Raw genomic sequence first — 17,389 nt, forward strand, 5'->3', positions numbered from 1 at the left:
GGGCCGCCATCCATGCCATTACGCCAGAAGGATTTTGTCGAGCGCCAGGCAGAAGTTGCGCATGTCGGTCATCGAGCCGACCGTGATGCGGCTGACCGTAGGCCAGATCGGCCAGGACCGTCCGATCTCGACCGACTGCGCGCGAAAGGCGGTCTGCATGTCCTTGGCGGGCTTCGTCTTCCAGTCGATCATGAACATGTTGCTGTCGGTGCGCTTGAACGTCACGCCGCGCTTGGTGAGATGGGCGAGCGTCATCGCGCGAGCCTCTTCCATCGTCTTGCGACGCGCGACGATCAGATCGGTCGCCTTCAGGCTGGCCGTTCCGCAGGCGACGGTGCTGACGGTGATCGCACCCGACTGCATGCCGCCGTCATAGCGCATCATCTTGGCGATGTTGGCCGGGTTGGTCATGATGAAGCCCAGCCGCAGCCCGGCCATCCCAAACAGCTTCGAAAAGGTCCGCAGGACGATCACGTCGGGATATTTCGTCGCCATGTACGACGCGACCGGCACACCCGCAAAATGAATATAGGCCTCGTCGACCAGCACCATCGTGTCGGCGGGCTTGTTGGCGATCAGCCATTCAATGTCCGCCAGCGGCGTCACGGTGCCGGTGGGATTGTTGGGCGAGCAGATATAGATCAGGCCGGGATTGGGATCGGCGGCCAGCATCGCCTTCACGTCATGCGTCAGATCGGGCTTGAGAGGCACTGCCTTGACCGGCGCCCCCAGCCAGGCGGCGGTGCGCCCCGCCAGCTCGAAGGTGGGATCGGCCGTCACCAGCGCGCGCGTCGGGGAGCAGAAGGTGACGACGGCGCGCGACAAGGGGTCGCTGGACCCGGGCCAGGGTGCGACATGGTCCTCCGGCACATTTTCGACCGCCGCGATGGTGCGGACGAAGCTGGGGCGGATCACATTGGGTTCGTACCGATTGCCCAGCGCGATCGTGGCGGCGGCAGCCTTCTGGCCCGGCGGCAGAGGACCGGTCCAGCATTCGTTCGCGCCGATACGCGTCTTGGCGGTGGACGCGGGATCGGGCACCCCGCCCGAGGCCCAGGCCGGGCGCCCCAGCGTCGCCGACGCCATCGCTCCGACGCCGAATATCGTACCGATCCGCGCCAGATCGCGACGGCCATAGCCACGCGTCAGCAGATCGTCGCGCGCATCGTCATTCAACATAGCACGAACGGGGATTTCGGTCGAAAGGTCGGTCATGGCATTCTCCAGTCTGACAGGCGGTTCGGCGCGGCGAGGCGCCCAGCCAATTCAGGCCTATGGTCCGGCGATCGCTGGCTCTATCCAGCCCGACGATCCTGACGGCCATTCACCCCCTCCCAAACCGTGGGTCGGCATCATCACCGGCATCCTGCCGGTCCGACGCGATCCCGAAAATGTCGGCGATCAGCTGGGGCAGGGGCCCTCATTCGGAGCGACGTGCCGGGATGGGACCATCGGGGATGCAGCCATAGGGTCGCGCGCGTCCTTTCGTTCGTACATGCGGCCATTTGCCCATGCAGCCGAGATACGGCCAAGGCCGTTTATCCCGTATACGAAGCGCGACAGGAAATCTGCCATGGGGAAGGCGGCAATATTCGGTGTTCGAGGACATGCCTCGCATCGGCCCGGCGGGATCGGTATTCGACCTGTCCGACTGGGTCGATTGCCGATCGGCAATATGCGGTGTCGTCGGGCGGAGTGGGGCGGCAGGCGAGCCGCCGCCCCGACATTGCCTATTTCTTGCTGCGCGCGCGCTTGGGGGCGGCGGCGGCTTCGACGTCTTCTTCTTCGTCCGCCTGTTCCTCGCCCGCTTCGGTCAGCGCCTGACCCAAGGCCCTCAGCTTGTCCTGCGACTTGTCCGCCTTATCGGCGATCCTGGTCGTGGCAGCGCCGAGGCGGTGCAGCAGGTCGTGGATGCGGTCGGCGTCCGGCTCGTCCTTTTCGAGCTGCTTGCGCAGGGAGGCGAGGTCGCGGAGAATGCCTTTGGCGCCCGGCGTATCGATTTCGGCCAGGGCGGCCTCCCAATCCTCCACCATGGTCGCGCCCTTGCTGCCCTTGGTGCTTTCGAGGCCACGGTTGATCGCGTTCATCGTTCCGGCGAATTTCACAGCCATCACAGGATCCTTTCCAACCCGCCCATGCCGGCGCTCGTCAACGACGCATTCCGGAAAAAGACCCCGCCGGGTTCGCCGATATTTGGCTATTTCGCCCCTTCGATCAGACAGTTGATCAGCATATCGCTGGCCGGTTTCACCGTTTCCTGGTGGAGCGTTCTGGCGCAGACCGAGCCCAGCGAGATGACCATGAAGGCCTGAGCCAGGGTGCGATGCTTGTCTTCCACCGATTCGCTGCCCATCAGGCCCGCAAAGGCACGGCTGATATTCTCGACCGCCTGGTGACGAACGTCCAGGAAGATGGCCCTGATCCGGTCGTTGCGGGCCGCTTCCGCCGCAATTTCCAGGAACAGCCGGTCTCCGGATTCATCCTTGCGGGACGGCGTTCCGGCCAGCCAGGCGATGATCCCGGCACGATCCTTGTTGGCCAATGCCGTATTGAGGGTATTCTGGTCCGCGATACGTTCGCAGTCTGCGGCCACGATCGCGGCGATGATGTCCTCTTTCGAGGGGAAGTCGCGATAGAGCTGCTGAACGGCCACGCCGGATTCCTTGGCGATCGCCGCGATTCCCGTGGCGTGAAAGCCATTCTCCACGAACAGGCGCCGAGCCACCTCCTTGATATTATGTCGGCGCATCTCCGCGCGCGTGGGGGGCGGGCACTTGATATTCAACAAGTTCGGACCTCTCTTAAGGATGTTGACGCACTCGAAAGGCGGGTCTAACGACGTCGTTTGTGAGTGATCGCTCTCATACAATTTTTCAAGCGGGAAATGATATGTCCTCCAATCGGCTGATGGGTCGTGTGTTGGCATCTGGCGCCTTGCTCGCACTGGCCGCTTGCGGTGCCGGTGGCAAGCAGGAGCAGCAGCAGGCGGCGCAGGGGCCGGCACCGGTGGGTTATGTGGTGGCAAGCGAGCAGCCTGTCACCCTCACCACCGAATTGCCCGGCAGAACAACCGCGTTCGAAACCTCCGACGTCCGCCCGCAGGTCAATGGCCTGATCACCCAGAGGCTGTTCGTCGAGGGTGACATGGTCCGTCAGGGGCAGCCGCTATACCGTATCGACCCGGCCCCCTATCAGGCCCAGGCGGCCAGCGCCCGTGCGGCGCTGACCCGTGCGCGGGCGAGCATCGCGTCGAGCGCCGCTCTGGCGCGCCGCTATGGCGAACTGGTCAAGATCAACGCGATCGCCCGGCAGGAGTTCGAGAATGCGCAGACCAGCGCGGCCCAGGCCCGGGCCGATGTCGCCGCGCAGCAAGCCGCGCTGCGCACGGCGGAAATTGATCTGGCACGCACCACGATCCGGGCACCGATCACCGGGCGGATCGGCCGGTCGGTGTTCACGACCGGCGCGCTGGTGTCCGCGTCGCAGACCGACGCGCTCGCCACCATCCAGCGGCTCGACCCCATCTATGTCGACATTCAGGAGCCCAGTGCGGAACTGCTGAAGCTGCGGCGGCAGATCATGAGCGGCCAGTTGACGCGTGACGGCAATGCCCGCGTCAAGCTGACGCTGGAGGATGGCAGCGAATATGGCCCGCAGGGCACGTTGCGCTTCGCCGACGTCACCGTCGACCCGACGACCGGATCGCAGGTGATCCGCGCACTGTTCCCCAATCCCAACGGCCTGTTGTTGCCCGGCATGTTCGTGCGCGCCTCGCTGGTCGAGGGCACACAGTCCAAGGCCTTCCTGGTTCCGCAGCGTGCCGTCAGCCGCGATGAAAAGGGGCAGGCGACCGTGATGGTGATCGGCGCGGGCAACAAGGTCGAGGTGCGTACACTCCAGACCGGCCGTTCGATCGGCGACAACTGGCTGGTCAACAGCGGGCTGAAGGCCGGGGACAAGATCATCGTCGAAGGCGGCATGTTGCTGCGACCGGGCATGCCCGTCCAGGGCAAGCCATGGAACCCCAATGCCAAGCCCGCCGGCGCGCCGCCGCAAGCAGGCCAGGCACAGGAACAGGCGAAGTAAACGGCCATGGCACGCTATTTCATCGATCGCCCGATCTTCGCCTATGTGCTGGCGGTGATGGTCGTCATCGCCGGCCTGCTGTCGCTGCGCACGCTGCCCATCTCCCAGTTCCCGGCGATCGCGCCGCCTGCGGTGTCGATCACGGCCAATTATCCGGGTGCCGACGCCCAGACGCTGGAGAACACGACCACCCAGATCATCGAGCAGCAGATGAAGGGGATCGACCACCTTCGCTACTTCTCGTCCTCGTCGTCCTCGGCGGGCAGCGTGACGATCACGCTGACCTTCGAGCAGGGGACCGATCCCGATATCGCGCAGGTGCAAGTCCAGAACAAGCTGCAGGCGGCGACCCCGCTTCTGCCGCAAGAGGTCCAGCGGCAAGGCATCATCGTCGCCAAGGCGACGCAGAACTTCCTGCTGTTCGTCAGCCTCTATTCGGAAAACGGCAAGCATAGCGCGGACGACCTGTCCGATATCGTCGCCTCGCGGATCGCCGATCCGCTGTCGCGCGTCACAGGTGTCGGCGATACGCTGATCCTGGGATCGCAATATGCGATGCGCATCTGGGTCGATCCGATCAAGCTCAGCAATTATGCGCTGACCATGGCGGACGTGACCAACGCGGTCACGGCGCAGAACGCGCAGGTGTCGGCGGGCCAGATCGGCGCGCAGCCCGCGCCCAAGGAACAGATGCTCAACGCGACCGTGTCGGTCTCGTCGCGACTGACCACCCCTGAGCAGTTCGCGCAGATCCGCCTGAAGAGCAATACCGACGGTTCCATCGTCCGGTTGGGCGACGTCGCGCGTGTCGAGATCGGCGCGGAAAACTACGCCTTTTCGTCGCAGTGGAACGGCAAGCCCGCCTCCGGCATCGGCATCAAGCTGGCGCCTGGTGCCAATGCGCTCGACACCGTCGCCGCGGTCAAGACGCGGGTGAACGAACTGGCCAAGCAGTTCCCGCCGGACGTCAAGGTCATCTACCCCTATGACACGTCGCCCTTCGTGCGGCTGTCGATCGAGCAGGTGATCGAGACCCTGGTCGAGGCGGTCGTGCTCGTCTTCCTCGTCATGTTCCTCTTCCTTCAGAATTTCCGGGCGACGTTGATCCCGACGATCGCGGTGCCGGTGGTGCTGACGGGGACGTTCGCGGTCCTCGCGGCGTTCGGCTATTCGATCAACACGCTGACTTTGTTCGGTATGGTGCTGGCGATCGGCTTGCTGGTCGATGACGCGATCGTCGTCGTCGAGAATGTCGAGCGCCTGATCACCACCGAGCATCTGTCGCCCAAGGAGGCGGCGCGAAAGTCGATGGACGAGATCACCGGCGCGCTGATCGGCATTGCGGCGGTGTTGTCCGCCGTGTTCCTGCCGATGGCGTTCTTCGGCGGATCGACGGGCGTGATCTATCGCCAGTTCTCTATCACGATCGTGTCGGCGATGGTCCTGTCGGTCGCGGTCGCGCTGATCCTGACGCCCGCGCTCTGCGCCACCATCCTGAAGCCGCACGACCCCAATAAGGGCGAGGGCAACGGACCGCTTGCGCGCTTTTTCCGCTGGTTCAACGACCGGTTCGATCGTGGTCGCGACCGGTATGAAAAGGGTGCCCGCTCGACCGCGCGGCGCTGGGGGCGTTCGCTGATCGCCTATGCGCTGATTGTCGCAGGCATGACTTTCCTGTTCATGCGGTTGCCGAGCGGCTTCCTCCCCGACGAGGACCAAGGCGTGATGATCGCGCTGGTCCAGGGACCTCCGGGGGCGACCAGCGCGCGGACCCAGAAGGGCCTCGACCTCGTCCGCGACCATTTCCTGAGCGATGCGGGCAGCGCCATTCGTGGCGTCTACACGATCAACGGGTTCAGCTTTGCCGGACAGGGCCAGAATAGCGGCATCGCCTTCATCCCGATGAAGGAATGGAAGGACCGCCCCGGCGCCGAGAACAAGGCGCAGGCCATCATCGGCCGTGCGATGGGGGCCTTCTCGCGCTATAGCGACGGCCTGATCTTCGCGGTCATCCCGCCCGCGGTCCAGGAACTGGGCAATGCCACCGGCTTCGACATGCAATTGGTGGATGAAGGCGGCATCGGGCACGAAAGGCTGCTGGCGGCGCGCAACCAGTTGCTGGGCATGGCGTCGCAGAACAAGTCGCTGGTCGGCGTGCGGCCCAACGCGCTCGACGATGCGCCGCAGCTCAAGGTCAATGTCGACCAGGACAAGGCGCGGGCGCTGGGTCTCGACCTGTCGACCGTCAACAGCACGATCGCGACCGCTTGGGGTGGTTCCTATGTGAACGACTTCATCGATCGCGGCCGCGTCAAGCGCGTCTACATCCAGGCCGATGCCGCCTATCGCATGGCGCCCGAGGATATTGGCGACCTGTATGTGCGGGGTGCCACGGGCACGATGGCGCCGTTCACGGCCTTCTCCACCCTTGCGTGGCATCAGGGGCCGATGCAGCTCACCCGCTATAATGGTCAGCCCTCGATGGAAATCCTGGGCCAGGCCGCGCCGGGTGTGTCCTCGGGTGCCGCGATCAAGGCGATGGAGGAGATGCAGGCCAAGCTGCCGCCGGGCACCCGGCTCGACTGGACGGGCCTCAGCTATGAGGAACAGCTGTCCGGTGGTCAGGCCCCGGCGCTCTACGGACTGTCGCTGCTGATCGTCTTCCTGTGTCTTGCCGCCCTCTATGAAAGCTGGTCGGTGCCGATCTCGGTCATGCTGGTCGTGCCGCTCGGTGTGGTCGGTGCGCTGCTGGCCGCGATGCTCACCGGCCTGAACAACGACATCTATCTGCAGGTCGGCCTGATCACCACGATCGGCGTGTCGGCGAAGAACGCGATCCTGATCGTGGAGTTCGCCGAGGAGAAGATGCGGGAAGGGCTGAACGCGTTCGACGCGGCGATCGAAGCCGCCAAGCTGCGCCTGCGTCCGATCCTGATGACCAGCCTGGCCTTCGTCTTCGGCGTGTTCCCGCTGGCGATCGCCAATGGGGCAGGGGCGGGTGGTCAGAACGCCATCGGCCGCGCCGTGGTGGGCGGGATGCTGTCCGCGACGATCCTCGCCATCTTCTTCGTGCCGATGTTCTTCGTCGTCGTGATGCGGCTGTTCGATCGCAACAAGGGCGAAAAGCCGCAGGGTGACGCACGACACGACGACGCTGGCCAGCCCAGTGATGGCGGGCAGGGTTCGCCCTCCGCGCCGCAGGGAGTTTGATCCATGATCCGTTCCAAGTTTGCGATCGTCCTGCTGGCGGCCACGACGCTGGCCGGGTGCAATCTCGCCCCCAAATATGTCCGGCCCGTGGGGGCCGTCCCGGCCACGCTGCCGCAGGACGGCATCTATCCTGCGGCGGCGTCCGACGCACCCGATGTCACCAAGATCGGATGGCAGGAATTCTTCACCGACGATCGCCTGCGCCGCACCATCGCGCTGGGGCTGGAGAATAATCGCGACCTGCGGATCGCGGCGGCCAATGTGTTGCAGGCGAGGGCGCAGTATCGCATCCAGCGCGCCGATCTGGTTCCCTCGACGACCCTTTCGGGATCGGGCACCTATACCAACAACATCCAGGGTGCCACGGGTGCACTTGGCGGGGCGGCCGGCGGTGGCGCCGGGACGGGGTCGGGAACCGGTGCAGGTGCCGGTGGCACCGGGCTCGGGGTCGGGGTTGGATCCTCTTCGCGCAATCTCGAATTCTACTCGGTCAATGCCGGTTTCTCGGCCTTCGAGCTCGATCTGTTCGGCCGGGTGCGCAATCTGAACCGAGCCGCGCTGGAGCAGTATTTTGCGACTGAGGAAGCCCAGCGTTCGACACGCATCAGCCTGATTGCCGAGATCGCGACGGCCTGGCTGACCTATGCGTCGGATCAGGACCAGTTGCGGATCTCGCAGGAGTCGCTGAAGTCGTTCGAGCAGTCCCTGGAACTGACGCGCGCGCAATTTCGCATCGGCGTCGCCTCGGAACTGGAGGCGCGACAGGCCGAGACGACCTATCAGGGCGCGCGCAACGACATCGCTGTGCTGAAGACACGGGTGGCGCAGGACAAGAACGCGCTCGACCTGCTGGTCGGCGCACCCGTGGTCAACGACCTGCTGCCGCAGGGGCTGGGCGATGCGAACGCGGCGTTGCAGGTGCTGCCGACCGGCCTGTCATCCGACATATTGCTGCGTCGCCCCGACGTGTTGCAGGCCGAGCATCAGCTAATTGCGCAGAACGCCAATATCGGCGCGGCGCGGGCGGCGATGTTCCCGCGCATCTCGTTGACCGCGACGCTGGGGACGATCAGCACCGCGCTCAGCGGTCTCTTTGCGGGGGGCAGCTTCACCTATACCGGCGCGCCCTCGGTGTCGCTGCCGCTGTTCGATGGGGGGCGGCTTCGCGGCAATCTGGACGTCGCGCGAGCGCAGCAACAGGCCGCCGTCTCGACCTATGAGCGCACCGTCCAGACGGCGTTCCGCGAGGTGGCGGATGCCCTGGCGCAGCGTGGCACGATCGACGAGCAGATCGCCGCGCAAACCGCTCGCGTCGAGGCGGCCAACGTCGCGCTGAAAATCTCGGATGCGCGCTACAGGACGGGTGTCGAGTCCTTCCTGACGACGCTCGATTCCCAACGGACCGCCTATTCCGCGCAGCAGTTGCTGGTCACGACGCGCCTGAACCGCGCGAGCAACATGGTGGAGCTGTATCGTTCGCTGGGTGGTGGGCTGAACTGATCGCGTTGGGCGTTGGACACGATCGCGGTCGTCTCCAACGCCCATTCGGCCCCCGATCATCGTCGCCGCTTCGCGACGAGCAATTTACATTCGGAACACGACGATGACCCACTCGCGCGGTCGCCCCAGTCTTGAGCGTGCAGCGGAGATCGGCCATCTGGTCGTTGGAGCGGCGATACTGGCCTTTGTCGAACAAGGGCTGGACATTTCTATCGACCAGATCGCGCAGTCCGTCGGGGTGAGCAAGCAGGCGGTCTACCGCCGCTGGCCGAGCAAGATCGCTCTGCTGATGGACGTGATGGACCGGGTGATGGCGCAGGTCTATGCGAACCTCGGCGCCGATCTGCCCGAAGGCGCGCTGGCGGCGCTGAAGGAAGTTTCCTGGCGCATGTGCAGGCCCGATGGCGGCGTGCGCGAGCGGAGCATCATGATCCTGATGGCGGAGGCGTTGAACGACGCGCCGATGCCCCAATGGCTGGGGACGTGGCGCCGGAAGAATTTCGACTTCCACCTGCGATATGTTTCCGCCGTCCGCAAAGCCGATCAAGACGAAAATAGGGTGAGGATCATCGCAAGGGTTATCCTCGACATGGTCGAGGGGGTGAGCAGGGAAACCTATTGGGATGGCCTGTCCGACGCCGAATGCGCGTCGCTGTTCGACCGGAAATGGGATGAAGTGTCCAAACTGCTAGGGTGAGGGGCGACGATCGAAATTTGCGGCGCGAAACCGGTCATCAGCGTGCATTGGACCGTCGTCGGTCCGCCGGTCGAGCTGCCGCTCCCGTGCCGTTGCCAGTGCCCGGTGCCGCAGGATCGCGGCCTCGCCCGCCGTACGGCGCAGCGCGGCGATCGCCGCGCGATCCTGTGGCGAGGCGTGGCGACGATGGAAGACCGCCTTGGGATCATGCAGCGCGATCTCGGCGGCGACGCTGGCGAGGCCAGCGGACCGGCGCGCCTGCTCCACCTCCACGGGCGGGCGGTCGTCACGCACCGCCTGCGCATAGCGCTGGTTCGCGTCGATCCCTGCCCGGATCAATGCGCCCAGGCTCGGGCCACGTTCGGGCCATAGCCATAGCGCGGCGAGCAGTGCCGCGATGCTGCCGACGACATTGTCCAGCATCCGTGCAGAAGCGCTCCCCGCGCCGGGGTGCAGCGTGTCGGTAACGATCACGAACAACATGGTCAGGAAGACGACGAAGACCGTATAGTTGACTGCGCGCAGCGGAATGGCGACCGCCGCCAGCCCTATGGCGATCGCGATCAGCAGCGGCGGTGCGGCTACGAACTGGAGAAGCAGGACCGAAATCCCCCCGCCCAGCAGGCTGCCCACGATCCGCTCCACGGCGCGCGTCCATGTGATCCGCGCCTCGCCGCGCAGCACCACGACGACGGCCATCGCCGCCCAATAGGGATAGCCGAGATGGAAGCTGATCGTCGCGCAATAGACCATGATCAGACCCACCGCCTGCCGCCCCGCCTGACGGATCACGCCCGCCCATTCCTGACGGGCCGGGGCAGGGGCGGGCGGCTCGTTCGATTCGCTGGAGGGCGCCCCCGCCCGCAACATCGCGGTCAAGCATCCGATCGCGACGGGATCGCACAGCCGATCGCGGGCGCGTTCCAGCCGCGCCTCCAGCCTTTCGGACAAGGGCTCGCCGGTCCCGCCACGCAGGATGTCGGCCCGCCATGCCAGCAGGATCGCACGTGCGCCGCGCGCGACGATCGCCAACTCGCCCTCGGGTAACGTCCGGTCGATCGCCGCCTGGTCCAGCGCGATCAGCGCACCGAACATCGCCTCCGCCCGGTCGAGATCGCTCCGCCGCCTCGTGGTTCGCGACGATACCGGCTCAGCCGACTCCTCGGCATAGCGGGCCATCAGGCCGCGCAGTCTCTCGATGCCGATCCTCACCGACCGGCGATGCGCGCCATGCCGGCCCGGATCGCCGTCACCCAGCCCATCGATCATGTCGACCAGCCGGAGGATCACCGCGCCCGTCAAGCGCCGTACCGGGTGCGCCGGATCGAACCGCCAGACGAGATTGATAAGCAGATAGGTCCAGCCCGCCCCGGCAAGGAAGGCCGCCGCCTGAAGCATGGCGTGATCGATCGGCTTGGGATAGCCGACCGCGACCACCGCCACCACGGCGAGCAGCGTGCCGACCCCATCGCCCCAGGCGATCCGCGATCCGCCGAGCGTCGCCAGGAATACCATGGCGGGGCCGACCAGCATGGCTGCGCCCGGATTGGGGCCGAAATCGAGCATCGCATAAAGATGCGTGACCCATGACCCGGCCAGCGCCATCGCGCCGCCGCAGATCACGAACAGCCCCAACAGCCGCCGCCGAAGCCGGTCGGGGCCGGGTATGTCGCACAGGCAGGTCCAGAAGGCCGCGAATACCGCCCAGCCCCATTCGGGGCGACCGATCGCAACCGCCACCAACAAGGGCAGGCCGACCGCCAGCGCGGCACGCAGCCCTTCGGACAGGTCGTAATATTCCGGCGCGAGGTCGATCGACCGTAGCTCCAGTCGGCGCGCGGCCGATCGCACGAACCGCCATCCTCGTTGAGCCCTTCGCGGCTGCCCGGCAGCGGGAGAGCGCTTTGTTACCACGTCCCTCAAGCCGATCATGTCACCACGCCCCGCGTCCCCCGCAAGTCCGGCGTCTCCGGATGAAATCGATACGGGCTCTAACAGGACATTCGGGCAAATCCCATGCGGGGATGGCGCACTTGACGTTATGCTATCGGCCCGCTGGCACGCTTCCTCCCCCCAGGGCACGCGCCAGGGCGACGCTGGCCGTCAGCCTTTGTGTCTCCAGCGACAGGGCGCTTTGCTGATCGCGGAGCAGGCTTTCCTGCGCGGTCGCGACATCCAGATAGGTGGCTGCACCTTTGACATAGCGGTCGAGCGCGATCCGGCTGGTGCTGCTCGCGGAGGTTATGGCCTCAGCCTGCGCGGCCTGCGCCTCGTCCAGATGACGGAGCGTCGCGAGCGCGTCCTCCACCTCCTGAAACGCCCCCAGCGCATGGCTGCGATAATCGGCGATGGCCATGTTCCAGTCGGCTCGCGCGGCGGCGACATCGGCGCGGCGCTTGCCTCCATCGAACAGGTTCAGGATGGCCCCCGGCCCGAGCGCCCAGAAGACGTTCGGCGCGGCGATCAGCCCGGCCAGCGCCGTACTCTGGAATCCGCCGGTGCCGCCCAGCGTAATCCGGGGGAAGAAAGCCGCCTTCGCCACGCCGATCCGCGCATTGGCCGCCGCCATTCGCCGCTCCGCCGCCGCTACATCGGGGCGTCGGGCAAGGAGCGTCGACGGCAAACCGACCGGTATCATGGGCATGGCCAGCGGCGCGTCGCGGCGCGGGATCGCGAAGGTGGATGCGGGCTGTCCGACCAGGCTGGCGATCGCATGCTCGGTGATCGCGCGCGCGGCTTCCACCTGGGCATATTGGGCGCGTGCCTCACCCAGCAGCGCGCCCGCTCGGCCGACATCCATGCCGGTCGCGATGCCGCCGCGAAACCGGTTGCGGGTCAGCGCATCGGCCCTGGCAAAGGCGTCGATCGTCTGGGCGAGCAGGGCGAGTTGCCGATCCTGCCCTCGCAACTGCACGAAGTCCGCCGCGAGTTGCCCCTGAAGTGCCAGCTTGACCGCGGCCAGATCGTCGCGGCTCGCCTCGGCAAGCGCGCGGCCCGATGCCACCGAATTGCGCACGCGACCCCATAGGTCCGCCTCATAGGACAGGTCGCCACCCAGCGTCGCGGCGGTATAATAGTCCGGCTGCGAGCCGCCACGGAGGGGCCGTTCGTCCGACTGCCGGTTGCGGAGCAGGCTGGGGGTCAGTTCGGCATGGGGAAACAGGTCCGACCTCGCCCCAGCCAGGGTCGCGCGGGCGAGGTCGTAGCGGGCCAAAGCCCCCGCGAGCGTAGGATTTTCGCGGTCGATCCGCGCCTCGAGCCGGTCGAGCGACGGATCGCCGAAACCCGCCCACCAATTCGCTGAGGCGGCCGGGGGCAAGGCATCGACCGGTTTCCAGAGCGGGTCGTCCGCCCCCGGCATTTCATTGAACGCGGCAGGCGCGGGCAGGACTGGCGGGCGATAGGCGGGGGCCATCGAACATCCGCCGAGGATCGCCAGCGACGCCCCCGCCATCCAGCGTAGCAGCCGCTTAGCCATGATGGTTCGCCGCCACGCGCACCAGTTCGCCCTGCGCCAGCGAGTCCGGCGGATTGTCGACGATCCGCGCGCCCGGGGCGACCCCTGACAGGATCTGGACCGTGGGACCGTCGTCCTGCCCGATCTGGACCTTCCGCATCGCGATGCGGCCGTGTGAATCGACGGTGGCGATCCGGGCGCCGCCAGCACCGAACAGGATCGCGCTCGACGGTACCTGCGCCGCGCCGGCCCGTCCGGGCATATCGAAACGCGCCTGCGCATAGCCGCCGGGTTTCAGCGCGCCGTCGGGATTGTCGCACAGCAACTGGACACGGAAGGCGCCGGACGCCGGATCGATCGCGCTCGACAGGCCTGCGACCGTCGCGGTGAATGTCCGCCCTGGAAAGGCGGGGACGGTCAACGTGGCGGTCATGCCCGGTTTGATCGCGGCCGACAGCGACTGGGGTACGCTGACATAGACCCGGATGCGATGGGTATCGGCGACGGCAAACATCGGCGCCTGCGCGACCGCGCCGGGACCGACCAGGTCGCCCACCTCGGCGTTGCGGGCGGTCACTACTCCGGCAAAGGGCGCGCGGATGACGGCATAGCGCTTCATCGCCTCCAGTCGCGACAACGCGGCCCGTGCTTCGGCGACTTGCGCGGTCTTGACCGCCAGGTCGCCATTCTTCTCATCGACCTCCTGCTTGGATACCGAGGAACTCGTGAGCAGGTCGCTCCAGCGCGCCGCCGTGCTTCGCGCCAGCTTCTCATGGGCGAGTGCGCTGGCGAGCGTGGCGTGAGCCTGGCCGATCTGCTCGTCCAGTTCGGGCGTATCGATCACCCCCAGCGCCTGGCCCGCCGCGACCCGCGCGCCGATATCCTGCGACCAGCTGCGGACATAGCCGCTGATCCGTGGGAACAGCCGGGCGGCCTCCCAAGCCTCCAGCGTGGCGGGCAGGTCGAGCATGTTGCTCTCCGCGCTGCCCCTGACGTCGATCAGGTGGACGGTCGGGATGGCATTGGTCTTGGACCAGCTAGCGGCCGACGCGACGTCATGGCTTCTTGCGATCGTTCCCACCCCCACGACGCCGATCGCAACGACAGCGGCGACGATTCCGGCGAGCTTCAGGCCCTTGGGCGCGGGGGTGTCGGCCGACACAGCGGGGGCCGGGGCGGCTTCATGCATGGATGGCTTCTCCGATGGGCATAACGGGGGAGGGAGTGGTCGCCTTCTGACGGCGGTGCGCGATGGCGAAGACGACGGGGACGAAGACGAGCGTGGCGAGCGTCGCGCAGAGCAGTCCGCCGATGACGGCGCGGCCCAGCGGTGCATTCTGCTCGCCGCCTTCGCCCAGGCCCAGCGCCATCGGCGCCATGCCGATCATCATCGACAGCGCGGTCATCAGCACCGGGCGGAACCGGGTGGCGCCTGCCTCCATCGCCGCCTGGATGGCATTGCCGCAAGCCGCCAGCCGTTCGCGCGCGAAGCTGACCACCAGCACGCTGTTGGCGGTGGCGACCCCCATGCACATGATCGCGCCGGTAAGTGCGGGAACGCTGAGCGGCGTATGCGTGGCGAACAGCATCCACACGATCCCCGCCAGTGCGGCCGGGAGTGCCGAAACGATCACCAGCGGATCGACCCAGCTCTGGAAGTTCACGACGATCAGCAGGTAGATCAGGATGATCGCGCCGGCGAGGCCCAGGATGAGACCGGAAAAGGCGGCGTTCATCGTTTCGACCTGTCCACGCATCGTCACCGTCGCACCCTTGGGCAACTGGCCCTTGGTCTCGGCCAGAACCTTGTCGATGGCGGCGGCGACGGCACCCAGGTCTCGGCCCTGCGGGGTGGCATAGACGTCGAACACCGGCTGCACGGCATAGTGGGAGACGAGCGCCGGACTGGGCTCGCGGTGGAGCGTGCCGAGCGCACGCAACGTCTGCAGGCTGCCGGGCGTGCTGCCCGAGATGGGAAGATTGTCGAGTTGTTCGATGGTGCCGGCGCGATATTGCGGGGTCTGGACGACGATGGGGTAGGACACGCCGTTCTTGGGGTTCAGCCAGAAGGTCGGCGCGATCTGCGAACTGCCCGCCAGGTTGACGGTCAGGCTGCGCGTCACGTCATTCTCGGTGACCCCCAGGCGGTTGGCCTGTGCGCGGTCCACATCGACCGCATATTCCGGATAGTTGGACGCCTGTTGCAGGCGGACATCGGCCAGCCCGGGAATATGCGACAGCTTTGCTACCAGCATCCGCGCATAGGCCTCCCCACCCTTCGTATCCGGTCCGGCGACCTGGACGTCGATCGGCGCGGGCGAACCGAAGTTCAGGATCTGGCTGACGATGTCGGCGGGCAGGAAGGAGAAGGTCGAACCCGGAAAATCGCGCGGAAGCTGCTCGCGCAACGCCTTTACGAACCCGGCCGTGGGACCGTGGCCTTCCTTCAGCGTGACCAAGATGTCGCCGTCCTGCGGACCGACGCCACCGGTGTTCGAATAGGCGCGATTGATGCCGCTGACCGGCAGGCCGATATTGTCCACGATCGTATCGAGCTGATCGGCGGGGATGACCTGGCGGATGCGGTTCTCGATATGGTCGAACAGCGCCGCGGTTTCCTCGATCCGGGTGCCGACCGGCGCGCGGACGTGAAGGCTGACCTGCCCTGCATCGACCGCCGGGAAGAAATTGCACCCCAGCATCGGCACCAACGCGAAGGACGTCACCACGACGACCAGGAAGACGACGACGAAAGGCCGCCGCCGGGCGAGGGCGAAGGCGAGCATCCGGATATAATAATCGCGTACCGCTTCGAACCGGCGCTCAAAGCCATGCTGAAACCGGCGCAGCGGATTGCGGCCTCCCGGTCGTCCCGCCTGCGCGTCATGCGCGACCATCACCTCGGCGGTGTGCGGCCCGGCATGGTCGCGCAGCAGGTAGTTGCCAATGGTCGGCACCAGCGTGCGCGACAGGATGAACGAGGCGATCATCGCGAACACCACCGCCATTGCCATCGGCGCGAACAGGAAACCCGCGATGCCCGGCAGGAAGAACATCGGCACGAACGCGATGCAGATGCAGAGCAGCGAGACAAAGGCGGGACCGACGATCTGCTTCGCCCCGTCCAGGATCGCGACGCGAACCGTCTTGCCCTGTTCCAGATGCCAGTTGATATTCTCGATGGTGACGGTCGCGTCGTCGACCAGGATGCCGACCGCCAGCGCCAGGCCGCCCAGCGTCATGATGTTGAGCGTCTGCCCGGCCAGTGCCAGCCCCGCGATCGCGGCCAGGATCGCCAGCGGGATGGACGCCGCGATGATGACCGTGGAGCGCCAGGATCCCAGGAAAAGGAGGATCATCAGGCTGGTCAGCGCGGCGGCGATCACGCCCTCGCGCATCACGCCCGACACCGCCGCCTTGACGAACACCGACTGGTCGGACAGCAGCTTGACGTCCAGCCCCGCGGGCAGGGTCGCCTCCAGTTGTGGCATCAATGCCTTGACCTGATCGACGATGGCGATGGTGGAGGCCGATCCGCTCTTCAGGACGGTCATCAGAACCGACCGCGCGCCATCGACGCGTACCTCGTTGCGCTGCGGCGGCGAACCGTCGCGGACATGCGCCACGTCGCGCATCAGCACGGTGGTGCCGTCGATCGTCCTGATCGGCAGGGCATTGAGATCGTCGATGACGCTGGGGCTGTTGTTCAGCCGGATGTTATACTCATAGGCACCGATTTTGGCCGTGCCCGAGGGGATGATCTGGTTCTGCTGCGCCAGTGCATTGGCCACGTCGGTGGCCGACAGGCGATGGGCCTGAAGCGCGGCGGGATCGAGGTCGATCTGCACCTGCCGCTCCTTGCCGCCATAGGGCGAGGGGATCGCCGCCCCCTGGACGGAGGCCAAAGCCGGTCGGATCATGTTCTGGCCGAGGTCGTAGATTTTCTGTTCGGAAAGCCCCTTTCCCGACAGCGCGAGTTGCAGGATCGGCACCGTCGAGGCGTTGTAGTTCAGGATCAGCGGCGGAGTTATGCCTGGCGGCATCTGCTTGAGCACCGTCTGCGACGCGGCAGTCACCTGCGCGGTGGCCGTGCGAATGTCGACGCCGGGGCGGAAGAATATCTTCACGATGCCGACGCCCTGAAGCGACTGGCTCTCGATATGGTCGATGTCGCTGACCGTCGCCGACAGCGAACGCTCGTAATAATAGACGACGCGGCCCGACATGTCGTTCGCGGGCAGGCCCTTATAGGTCCATACCGCCGCGATCACGGGAATGCGGATGTCGGGGAAGATGTCGGTCGGCGTCTCGACCGCCGCGATCCCGCCGCCCAGCACGATCAGGATCGCGAGCACGACGAAGGTATAGGGTTTGCTGAGGGCGAGCTTGACGAGCTGGAGCATGGGCATCCCGGTGTCGGACACAAACAGGGTGTCGGC

At 66.2% G+C, this 17,389-nt stretch carries 11 protein-coding genes; 4 read left to right on the top strand and 7 right to left on the bottom strand.

Annotated elements, in window-relative coordinates; translation table 11 throughout:
* Positions 1-18 precede the first annotated feature (18 nt).
* The 3 genes from ACWPWT_RS15235 to ACWPWT_RS15245 all read right to left on the bottom strand — a co-directional run bounded on the left by ACWPWT_RS15235 (position 19) and on the right by ACWPWT_RS15245 (position 2,926).
* Entirely contained in the window at positions 19-1,215 is a 1,197-nt protein-coding gene (locus tag ACWPWT_RS15235; RefSeq protein WP_454280385.1) for a pyridoxal phosphate-dependent aminotransferase, read from the bottom strand.
* Positions 1,216-1,730: 515 nt separating this feature from the next.
* The gene (locus tag ACWPWT_RS15240; RefSeq protein ID WP_454280386.1) at positions 1,731-2,087 is read right to left on the bottom strand and encodes a hypothetical protein; all 357 of its coding nucleotides are present in this window, start codon (positions 2,085-2,087) and stop codon (positions 1,731-1,733) included.
* Between the two features lie 110 nt (positions 2,088-2,197).
* Complete coding sequence (locus ACWPWT_RS15245; protein ID WP_454280387.1) at positions 2,198-2,926, bottom strand: TetR/AcrR family transcriptional regulator; 729 nt, start codon at positions 2,924-2,926, stop codon at positions 2,198-2,200.
* On the opposite strand from ACWPWT_RS15245, the gene ACWPWT_RS15250 reads away from it, so the two are divergent.
* The 4 genes from ACWPWT_RS15250 (at position 2,890) to ACWPWT_RS15265 (ending at position 9,493) form a co-directional block, all read left to right on the top strand.
* Positions 2,890-4,086, top strand: a complete 1,197-nt coding sequence (locus tag ACWPWT_RS15250; protein WP_261270725.1) for an efflux RND transporter periplasmic adaptor subunit — start codon at positions 2,890-2,892, stop codon at positions 4,084-4,086. The genes ACWPWT_RS15245 and ACWPWT_RS15250 overlap by 37 nt on opposite strands.
* 6 nt (positions 4,087-4,092) lie before the next feature.
* On the top strand, positions 4,093-7,296 hold the full coding sequence (locus ACWPWT_RS15255; RefSeq protein WP_454280388.1) for an efflux RND transporter permease subunit: 3,204 nt from the start codon (positions 4,093-4,095) through the stop codon (positions 7,294-7,296).
* Positions 7,297-7,299: 3 nt separating this feature from the next.
* On the top strand, positions 7,300-8,796 hold the full coding sequence (locus tag ACWPWT_RS15260; protein ID WP_454280389.1) for an efflux transporter outer membrane subunit: 1,497 nt from the start codon (positions 7,300-7,302) through the stop codon (positions 8,794-8,796).
* A gap of 103 nt (positions 8,797-8,899) precedes the next feature.
* Positions 8,900-9,493, top strand: a complete 594-nt coding sequence (locus tag ACWPWT_RS15265; RefSeq protein ID WP_454280390.1) for a TetR/AcrR family transcriptional regulator — start codon at positions 8,900-8,902, stop codon at positions 9,491-9,493.
* Here the strand turns inward: ACWPWT_RS15265 and ACWPWT_RS15270 are convergent.
* The 4 genes from ACWPWT_RS15270 to ACWPWT_RS15285 all read right to left on the bottom strand — a co-directional run bounded on the left by ACWPWT_RS15270 (position 9,485) and on the right by ACWPWT_RS15285 (position 17,353).
* Positions 9,485-11,344 carry an FUSC family protein gene (locus ACWPWT_RS15270; protein WP_454280391.1) on the bottom strand — a complete coding sequence of 620 codons (1,860 nt, stop codon included), beginning with the start codon at positions 11,342-11,344 and terminating at the stop codon, positions 9,485-9,487. The two genes, ACWPWT_RS15265 and ACWPWT_RS15270, sit on opposite strands and share 9 nt — an antisense overlap.
* 193 nt (positions 11,345-11,537) lie before the next feature.
* Complete coding sequence (locus tag ACWPWT_RS15275) at positions 11,538-12,971, bottom strand: efflux transporter outer membrane subunit (RefSeq protein WP_454280392.1); 1,434 nt, start codon at positions 12,969-12,971, stop codon at positions 11,538-11,540.
* On the bottom strand, positions 12,964-14,139 hold the full coding sequence (locus tag ACWPWT_RS15280) for an efflux RND transporter periplasmic adaptor subunit (protein WP_454280393.1): 1,176 nt from the start codon (positions 14,137-14,139) through the stop codon (positions 12,964-12,966). Before ACWPWT_RS15280 ends, ACWPWT_RS15275 begins: the two co-directional genes overlap by 8 nt.
* Positions 14,132-17,353, bottom strand: coding sequence for an efflux RND transporter permease subunit (locus ACWPWT_RS15285; RefSeq protein ID WP_454280394.1), 3,222 nt, complete (start codon positions 17,351-17,353; stop codon positions 14,132-14,134). Before ACWPWT_RS15285 ends, ACWPWT_RS15280 begins: the two co-directional genes overlap by 8 nt.
* Between the last annotated feature and the right edge of the window lie 36 nt (positions 17,354-17,389).

It is taken from the genome of Sphingomonas sp. Marseille-Q8236 (assembly GCF_965112005.1).